Source organism: Xanthomonas bromi, assembly GCF_900092025.1.
Classification (GTDB): Bacteria; Pseudomonadota; Gammaproteobacteria; order Xanthomonadales; family Xanthomonadaceae; genus Xanthomonas; species Xanthomonas bromi.
The window spans coordinates 1-8610 of sequence record NZ_FLTX01000096.1 but is presented as its reverse complement, the minus strand read 5'-3'; the positions used below and the strand labels follow the sequence as shown (position 1 = coordinate 8610).

Here is an 8610-nt window from a genome sequence, read left to right as displayed (position 1 = left end):
CCCTAGGGCTTAAGAATATCCAGGCTCTTGCCGACAAGCGTTAGGGGGGATGCAAATCGCCGGAAAGATTGTCTGACGCAGACGTCGGTGACCCTGAAACAACCGTTCGTCCCCCTTGCGCTTGTTGCTAGGGGGCGGGCGTAGCATCTTGCACACGTCACGCTGGGGAGCGTTCAATGTCTTTTCGCCGATCTGCCGGCTTTACACTCGTCGAACTGATGATCGCGATCGTCGTGCTGGCGATCCTGCTCACCATTGCATTTCCCAGCTTCCGCGGAACGCTTCGCTCCAATCGAGTCGCGAGCAGCGCCAACGAAACCCTCGGTCTGCTGTCGGTGGCGCGCAGTGAGGCTATTCGCAATCGCCGTGGTGGCGGTGTCTGCGGCAGCGCATCCGGGACCGCGTGCGACGACAACTGGGGTGCAGGAATGCTGGCCTGGGCCGATACAGATGGCGATGGGGCATTCAAAACTGGCGATACGGTCCTGCGCTTCGTCGCGATCGACACCTCGCTGTCCAGTACCGGTCCTTCTGGCGCCGTGATTGCCTTCGATGGGCGGGGGCGCAGGGTCGCGTCGACCAACCAACAGATCACGCTGCAGCCGGTGAGCTGCGATGGGCAGGCGCTGCGTCGCACCCTGTTCGTCAATGCCGCCGGCCAGATCACGTCTCAGAAGAGCTCCTGCCAATGATGCCTCTCCGTCCCTTCGTTTCGCCCTCTCGCGCCAAGGGATTCAGTCTGCTTGAGGTGTTGATTGCTATCGTCGTTCTCGCATTTGGCTTGCTCGGCTTTGCGCTGCTGCAGACGGCCAATGTTCGGTTCGTACAGAGTTCCAACTACCGCACCCAGGCGACCAACCTGGCGTACGACCTGATGGACCAGATGCGGAGCAACCGCTTCCAGTCGGCTTGGTATACCGATGCCACCTTTTCCGCAAATACAGTGACTGCTGCCAGCTGCAGTCGGCCTCTCGGGAGCGTAGCCATTGCCGACAATATTGCGCGTTGGAAATGCCAAGTCGTGCGCGCATTGGGCGAAGGCGCTAGTGCAACCGTTCTCAATAACAACGGCCAGGTAACCGTTGGCATCAGTTGGGGAGATCAGCGCTGGGACGCCAGCAATCCCAACGCCCAGACCACCTTCACTCTGGTATCGCAGCTATGACGCGGCCGCTTTCTTCTAGGCATGGCGCTGCCGGCATCAGTCTGATAGAGATGATGATCGCCATGGTGATCGGTCTTGTGCTAATGCTGGGAGTGATCCAGGTCTTTTCTGCATCGCGCACCGCATCGATGCTGGCCGAAGGCAATGCACGCGCACAGGAAAACGGGCGCTTCGCGATTGATTTCCTGCAGCGCGACATTCGCATGGCTGGGCATTTCGGTTGCGTCAACGACCAAGCTCATTTTGTACGCGGTGAAGGCGACCCGGCCATCAATACCGGTGCGGTCAGTGGTTCAGGTCATCCGCTGGATTTCAGCATCAGTGTGCAAGGCTACGAGGCGCCTAACACCAAGCCGCCCGGCACGCTGACCCTTGGAGATATCTGGACGGTGCCGGCGAATCTGCCTGCCGCGATTACCAAGCTCAATCCTCGCGGCGGCAGCGATATCTTGGTTTTGCGTTACCTGGCCCCGGAAGGTGTGCCGATCAAGGCGTTGACCACAGGCAGCGATAGCGTCGTGGGCTTCGATGCCGCCGCTGGACTGCGTTTGACAGAAGGGGGACAGACGGCGCCGAACCTATTCGGAGTTGCGGACTGTGCTCATGCCACGGTGTTCAAAGGCACCTATGCCAGCGGCAAGGTCACCGCCACCGGGACCAATTTGTCCAATTATTCCACACGCCCCAGCGGCCAGGCCATGATCTACCGCGCCGAGTCACTGGTCTATTACGTCGGGACATCGGCGACGTCGGGAGAACCTGCGCTGATGCGCGCGCGGTCCAATGGCGTTGACGATTACGGCACGCCGGAAGAGCTGGTCGAAGGGATCGAGGACATGCAGTTGCTGTTCGGGCTCGATCAGAATGTGGATATATCCAAGACCTCGCCACCTTTGGGAAACATCAGCACCCAGGCGATCGCGAGCGATGTCTCTGTTAAGACAGATTCCACCGCGGCGGGGCAGTGGAGGCGGGTCGGGCAAGTTCAGGTTGGCATCCTGGCGCGTAGCCCTGCACCTTCTACGGCCGAACGCCCGGCAAGTGCATTGAGTTATCCCACTGCGTTGGGCGTCTCGTTTGCGCCGCCTACCCAGACGGATGGCCGCTACCGAATGACTTACGAATCCACGATCGCCTTGCGCAATCGCCTGTTTGGGAATTGATCAATGAATGCAGTTGCTCGCCGCCGTTCGATGCCCTCCCGCCCCCGTGGGGCAGTGCTCTATGTTGCCTTGATCATGCTGATCCTGCTGGCGTTGATCGGGATCGCCGGCATGCAGGTGGCAGGCATGCAGGAAAAAATGGCGTCCAATTATCTGGTCACCAATATCGCCTTCCAAAATGCCGAGGGCGTGACGCGCAGGAGTGAGCGGTCGATCGAAGCCATCGCTAACCGTAAGAGCGCTCCCGGCGACGCAACGGTGGCAGATACGGATATCCAGCTAAACTGTGATACCCAATTCGATCCGCTGGCTTGGGCACGTAGCAAGGCCACGTCGGTGAATCAGGCGGTCAATGTGCGGCGCATCGACTCATGCATCATCGGGGGCGGCTCGCTTGCGATGGGCGATCCGGTAGATCCGGTAACTCCCGTATATCAAATCACCACCTTCGCCAACGATGCGACGACGGATGCATCTTCGTCGGCGTCGATCGATTCCATTTTTAAGCTCTGAGGCCGTGAGCATGTCGCGTCGAACAGTTCGAACCGCTATCGCCTCTGTCGTCGTCCTGACCGCGATGGGCGGTTACTTTGTCTACAACCTGATCGCGGCGCAGGGCCAAGAAAAGTTGGTACAGGCTCCACTCAATAATGGTACCCCGGTCCCGCCAGCATTCATCGTGGTGGTTGATGATTCGAACTCGATGACTTTTGAGCGCATTTTCAAAGGAGGTGATGGGCGACTGCAATGGAACGGTAATAATTCTAGCTTCTTTAAAGCTGATGGAAGTTTCTTTAATAGTGAAGATGGCTGTACTACTAGCTCCACGGATTGTTATGTCTACTTATTCCCTCTTCCTAACTATAACTCATCATTTACGAGTGGTGTAGCTCTTCCGCCGCTCGATCAGTTTGGTTTTGCAAGGTCGCCTACGTATAATGCTGGTTACTACGACCCCAATATACTATACGATCCCTGGACCAAAGCTGATAAGAGCTTTTGGCCCGCTGCTGATTTTACTAAAGCTCAGCCAGACTCGCGCGATCCCGCTGTTTATGGTGACGCTAATGGCCAAATAAAAATGAGTAATAATGGCACTGTCGTCAACCTTGGCCTGCCTAGAGAGGTGAATACGGATAATTCATTCCGTTTTGTTACCGGAATGACAATTCCTGCTGGGACGCGCTATCGGACGACAGGGCTTTCCAGAGTTTGCAACTCACCTGGTTTTAATGATGGCTTGCAGGGTACCGGTGGAGCTTGGTCAACTCTTGTCTCTAATACCCAGGTAGCTGGCACTTGCTTGGTGCAAATCTCTTATATCCCGGCGACGTTTTACTTGCCTGCCGCTGCTCCAGCGCCGGGGGGGTATCGCACCGATGACGCTAATCGACCGATTATCGCAAATGCATGTGGGCCTGGTTGCAATATGCGGCGATATCGGATATTGAGGGACAATTACAGTAATAGCGACGATTACGATGCCGCGTCAAAAAGTTTTGCGAACTGGTTCCAGTATCATCGCAATCGTATTCTTTCGATTATAGGTTCCGAGTCGCGGACGCTGGCCAACGTTGACAATATGCGGGTCGGCTATTTCACCATCAATAAGCGCACCCAGCCTACCATGTATAACATCGGCGACGATAATTCTCGTGCCGCTTTGTTTCAGCAGATCTACCGTCTTATACCGAATGGCGGTACGCCGAATCGTGTGGCTGTTGAGTATCTTGGACAGCAGTTCAAGCGAACCGGCGACGGAGCGCCGGTATTGCGTGCATGCCAGAAAAACGGCGGCATGCTGTTTACCGATGGTTATACGAATACCAACGCCCAGGCCTCTCCAAATGTTCCTAGTGGGGCGTATGGAAATGCCGATTCGAGCGGGACCGTGAATTTTCCTGCTTCGCCATTTGCTGACGGCTATAGCGAAACAATCGCTGACATCGCGGCGAGTTATTATTCTGGCGCAAACACACCATTGGTGACTGGGCAGGGCTTTGCCGGTGGCCTGGTTCCTGTTGACGAAAAGTGCGCAACCCTTGACAAAGCATCCGCTGGTTGGAAGCGGTTGGATTGCCAGAAAGATCTGCATATGAATTTTTATGCGATCACATTGGGCGCGCAGGGAAATATCTATGAAGTCAATCAGGCAGCCACTAGCGACCCTTATGCAAATACTCCTAATTGGAATGCCAACGGCGATCCACTCGCGGATGATGACGGTCGCGTGATTGATGAGCTCTGGCACGCCACCATTAATAGTCGCGGGCAGTTTATCAATGCCAAGAGCCCTAACGAAGTGACCGCTGCGATGCGTCGGGTGCTGTCGGCCGCCAGTGCCGCCAACTCGCCGTCTGGCACCCTGGCGTTGACAGGTGCGCGCATCGGTGCAGGCTCGTTGACCGTCACTCCTGAATACCAGATCAGGAACAACGGCACGGATTGGTCCAGTACGCTGAAGGCCAATCAGGTTTCAGTCGATCCGGATACTCGCGAGGCGCGCTTTACGCCGCTCTGGGAGGCGTCTGCGCAGATGCCCGACGCCAAGGCGCGAAATGTGTACTTCAATGATGGCAGCAACGTGCGAAAATTCGATGGCACGACTATCAGCTTGAGCGGTCTATGCGGTCTCTCCATGACCTTGTATTCCGGTCAGGCGCTCTGCTCGCAGTCGGACCTTACCAGCCTTGGTGCAACCGCTTTGACCTCGGCTAATTATCTGCTGGGCGACCGTAGCGGCGAGGTTCAGCAGGGCGGCAAGTTCCGCGATCGGAGCACCGTGCTCGGCGATATCGTCAACTCCACCCCGGTAATCAGTGCACCGGTCGACGACTATGGATATCGTGGCTTGGGCGGCACGCTTGGGACTAGCTATACCAACTACCTCAATAGCAAGCGCAACAAGGGCTATATGGTGTATGCAGGAGCCAACGACGGCATGCTGCATGGCTTCGATGGCGGCATGGATGGTGCTGGTGCCGTTACCGGGAGCGGCGGCCGCGAGCGATTTGCGTATGTACCGGCAACCTCTTATGGTCACATGGGGAATTTGTTGCTGCCTTACCAAACCACTAAGTCATCTACTTTGCCCAATTTTGATCATCGTTACTTTGTCGATGGGCCGATTGCGGTAGGAGACACTTACTATAACAACGCTTGGCAGACGACGCTGGTCGGCACCACGGGTGCGGGAGGTCGGGGTGTCTTCGCACTGGACGTTACCAATCCCGCTAGCTTCGGTGTCGGTAGCCGCCTCTGGGAGATAAACGATCTCAGCGGCGAGGCCGCTGTGCGTGCGAACATTGGGCATGTGCTCAGCAAGCCTGTCATCGTTCCGGTGCGCGCGACCAATGGGACGGTCAGCTGGAAGGCGATCTTCGGCAACGGTTACGCTAGCGCTAACGGCAAGGCTGTGCTGTTCGTGGTCGATATCGGAACCAGCTCCACACCGACGATTCGTATGATCGAAGCAACCGAGGCGGGAACCTCAATCAGCGGCAATAACGGGCTCGGCAATCTCATCGTACTGGATCGCATAGACAATCTGACAATCGACCCGCTTACCAATAAGCCAGCTCGCACCCGCGATGGATATGCCGATACGGTCTATGCAGCCGATCTTCGCGGAGCGATCTGGAAGTTCGATCTCACCTCGACCGCAACGGCGGTGACCGTTCCCGCATTTACGACGGGGACTTATTCCGAAGGTGGTCTGACCTACCGTCAGCCAATCACCGGTGGGTTGCAGGCTGCTTCCGGCGAGAATGGCGGGGTGCTGGTATTGTTCGGCACAGGCAGTTTTTCGTTCGATAAAGACAATCAGGCGAGTTCAGCGCTGCAGACGCAAAGCTTGTATGGCTTCACGGATCAGGTGGATGGGGTGACCTCTACGGCCCTAACCAGGGCGAACTTGACGCCATATTCTGTCAGTAATGACACCCCCGGTAGCATTCGATCCCTGCAGCAAGGCACTGCACCCTCATCGTCACTTGGCTGGTATGTGGATCTGCCTGCCGGTGAACGATTTGTGGGCTATCCGGAACTCGTATCGGGAATCTTGTTGATGCCCACCTATTCGCCGCTTGCGATCAGCAGCGGGTGCAGCCCCGATGGTGTTAACTGGTTGTTTGGGCTGAATCCGCGAACGGGCGTGGGCGCCTTGTCTGGTGTGCGAATGGGCGGCATTGGGGGTTCGACGCTTGCCGACGGTTCGGCGGGCATTTCGCTCAACACTGGCGGTAACGCTCCGGTCAAGGATGTAGGGGTGTCGGTCGTGCCCAGACTCGAACCGAAGGTTAATCCCAAGGATGGTTCTGCGGCGCCGACTGTTCCTCCAGGTTCGGGCTGCTGGATGATCGTCAGCGTCGCCGGTGCCCCGCCCATGTACGTTCCTTATCCTTGCGGCCGCCAGTCTTGGCGCCAGCTTCAGTGACGGAGATGTCAATGTACTTAGACCTGTCGCGCCCCCTGTCCCGTCAACTTCGCAAGCCTACCGTTGCAGGTGGCTTTACTTTGATCGAGTTGATGATCGTCGTCGCGATCGTCGCCATCCTCGCGGCGGTCGCCTATCCGTCCTATGCCGAACATATTCGCAAGTCCCGCCGCGGCCAGGCCAAGGCCGACTTGGTTGAGTACTCGCAGTTGCTGGAACGCTCGCACACGACCAACAACACCTATGCCAGCTTCAAATTCGGAAACGGCTCGACAACCATCCAGTCGCCGCGCGAAGGTGGTACAGCGCAATACACCATTACGCTCGCGACCACGCAGTCGACCTTTACCTTGACCGCTGCGCCTCAGGGCAATCAGGCCAAGGACAAGTGCGGCACGCTGACGTTGAACCAGGCAGGGGTGAAGACGCCGAGTGCAACTACCACTCCAGGCTGCTGGTAGCTTTGTGCGAGGTGTTGCGCAGCTGCGTAGTTGCGTCTAGAATACGCGTCCCCGCCCGAATAGCTCAGCCGGTTAGAGCACTTGACTGTTAATCAGGGGGTCGTTGGTTCGAGTCCAACTTCGGGCGCCAAAAACATCAAAGGCTTGCGATAAATTCGCGAGCCCTTTTTTGTTGTGCCGGGAAAATTGCCGGGAAAATTCGCAGCCCTTACGACTCTGAGGGCTTGAATACGTCAACGAACGCCAACGCCTCATCGGTAGGCAACGCCGGCGGCGCAATCACTTGCAACTCGTGGTCGTAACGGTGCGTCATCTGCGGCGTGACGTGGCCTGCAGCATCTTGCTTGTGTGCCCGCGTACCACGCGTGTCAGTGATGCCGCGATGCTTGAGGCCATGCAGCGTGAACCGGGCTTCTTCCTCGATCACGCCTGCCTCGATCGCCGCGGTGATCAAGCGCTGCCAGGCCGTCTTCAATGTTGATCGCGCCAAGCGCGTGCCGGTCTGGGTGACCAACAAGCCGCGCTGCTCAGGCCGCAGTGGAACTGGTCGTTTGTGCGCATTGATCCGTTGAGCACGGTAGTCCCGCAGCCACATCCACGCCCACTGCAGATCGTCGTTCCAGGCGGTGATGTTGTCGCGAGAACCCTTGCGGCGCGTACAGCGCACTCCCTGTTGTAGCGCGTCCGCGTCTGTCAGGTCGGTTACCTCGACACCGCGCAGACGTGCGTTGTAGGCCAGTACCATCACCGCCGGCATGTAGGGCGGGACCGCTCCCTTTACATGCAGCGGCAATGCAGCGCGTGACTTGGCGAACTCAAGCACAGCCATGAACGATTGTGGGTCCGGCATCTTTGCATCCGCACGCTCCTTTGCACCGCGCACACCGCTGGCCGGATTGGTCTTGCAATGGCCGATGCGTATGCCCCAAGCAAACAGCCGGTGCAGATACCGCAGCGTGTGATTGGCCGTGGACGGACGGGCAAGCAACGCGGGCTGCACGGCGCTCGCTTCGCGCCCCTTGGAGAGCGCTTCGACCAAGCGCTGCACCACGGGAACGGAAAGACGGTCCACCTGGAGGCTCCCGAACAAGCTGCCGTCCTTCAGCACGTAGCCGCAGGCAACCTCGGCGTGGCGATCGTAATCATCGCGGGTACTGCGAGACAGGTCGCGGTACTCGGTGGAGAGCTTGAACGCGTTGGCCAGATACTGCAGGGAGCCGACCAGGCCGGCACCACGGGATGCCTCTCTGGCTGCATGGAGGTCGGATAGCCTCGCATCCGCGTAGGCAATGGTGCGCTTCCTAGGGGGGCCGCCCTCGGGGTGCGGTTCGATGATGTACCAGCGCCCATCAGACCAGTAGATGCCTTTTGGGAGGGCGTCTTGGG

Annotated in this window: 7 protein-coding genes and 1 tRNA gene; 7 read left to right on the top strand and 1 reads right to left on the bottom strand. The window is 57.8% G+C overall.

Annotation, left to right across the window (positions count from 1 at the left end; genetic code table 11):
• Nucleotides 1-176: 176 nt before the first annotated feature.
• The 7 genes from XBLMG947_RS20335 (at nt 177) to XBLMG947_RS20305 (ending at nt 7354) form a co-directional block, all read left to right on the top strand.
• The gene (locus XBLMG947_RS20335; protein WP_065470344.1) at nt 177-692 is read left to right on the top strand and encodes a GspH/FimT family pseudopilin; all 516 of its coding nucleotides are present in this window, start codon (nt 177-179) and stop codon (nt 690-692) included.
• Nucleotides 689-1165, top strand: a complete 477-nt coding sequence (pilV, locus tag XBLMG947_RS20330; RefSeq protein ID WP_065470343.1) for a type IV pilus modification protein PilV — start codon at nt 689-691, stop codon at nt 1163-1165. The genes XBLMG947_RS20335 and pilV overlap by 4 nt, the downstream gene beginning before the upstream one ends.
• Complete coding sequence (locus XBLMG947_RS20325) at nt 1162-2328, top strand: PilW family protein (RefSeq protein WP_065470342.1); 1167 nt, start codon at nt 1162-1164, stop codon at nt 2326-2328. Before pilV ends, XBLMG947_RS20325 begins: the two co-directional genes overlap by 4 nt.
• Before the next feature lie 3 nt (nt 2329-2331).
• Nucleotides 2332-2841 carry a pilus assembly PilX family protein gene (locus XBLMG947_RS20320; RefSeq protein ID WP_065470341.1) on the top strand — a complete coding sequence of 170 codons (510 nt, stop codon included), beginning with the start codon at nt 2332-2334 and terminating at the stop codon, nt 2839-2841.
• 916 nt (nt 2842-3757) lie between these two features.
• Nucleotides 3758-6763, top strand: coding sequence for a pilus assembly protein (locus XBLMG947_RS20315; RefSeq protein WP_083993303.1), 3006 nt, complete (start codon nt 3758-3760; stop codon nt 6761-6763).
• 5 nt (nt 6764-6768) lie between these two features.
• Nucleotides 6769-7224 (top strand): type IV pilin protein, encoded by a 456-nt coding sequence (locus XBLMG947_RS20310; protein ID WP_065470339.1) that lies wholly within the window; start codon nt 6769-6771, stop codon nt 7222-7224.
• A gap of 53 nt (nt 7225-7277) precedes the next feature.
• Nucleotides 7278-7354 (top strand) — tRNA-Asn (locus XBLMG947_RS20305).
• Nucleotides 7355-7432: 78 nt separating this feature from the next.
• Here XBLMG947_RS20305 and XBLMG947_RS20300 read toward each other — a convergent pair.
• The coding region (locus XBLMG947_RS20300; protein WP_245228281.1) for a site-specific integrase at nt 7433-8610 on the bottom strand (1178 nt) is incomplete at its 5' end.

Excerpts from the sequence above, each read along its gene's own strand:
- XBLMG947_RS20325 (WP_065470342.1), top strand. The coding sequence starts at position 1,162 with ATGACGCGGCCGCTTTCTTCTAGGCATGGCGCTGCCGGCATCAGTCTG.
- XBLMG947_RS20310 (WP_065470339.1), top strand. The coding sequence starts at position 6,769 with ATGTCAATGTACTTAGACCTGTCGCGCCCCCTGTCCCGTCAACTTCGC.
- XBLMG947_RS20320 (WP_065470341.1), top strand. The coding sequence starts at position 2,332 with ATGAATGCAGTTGCTCGCCGCCGTTCGATGCCCTCCCGCCCCCGTGGG.
- pilV (WP_065470343.1), top strand. The coding sequence starts at position 689 with ATGATGCCTCTCCGTCCCTTCGTTTCGCCCTCTCGCGCCAAGGGATTC.
- XBLMG947_RS20315 (WP_083993303.1), top strand. The coding sequence starts at position 3,758 with ATGCGGCGATATCGGATATTGAGGGACAATTACAGTAATAGCGACGAT.
- XBLMG947_RS20335 (WP_065470344.1), top strand. The coding sequence starts at position 177 with ATGTCTTTTCGCCGATCTGCCGGCTTTACACTCGTCGAACTGATGATC.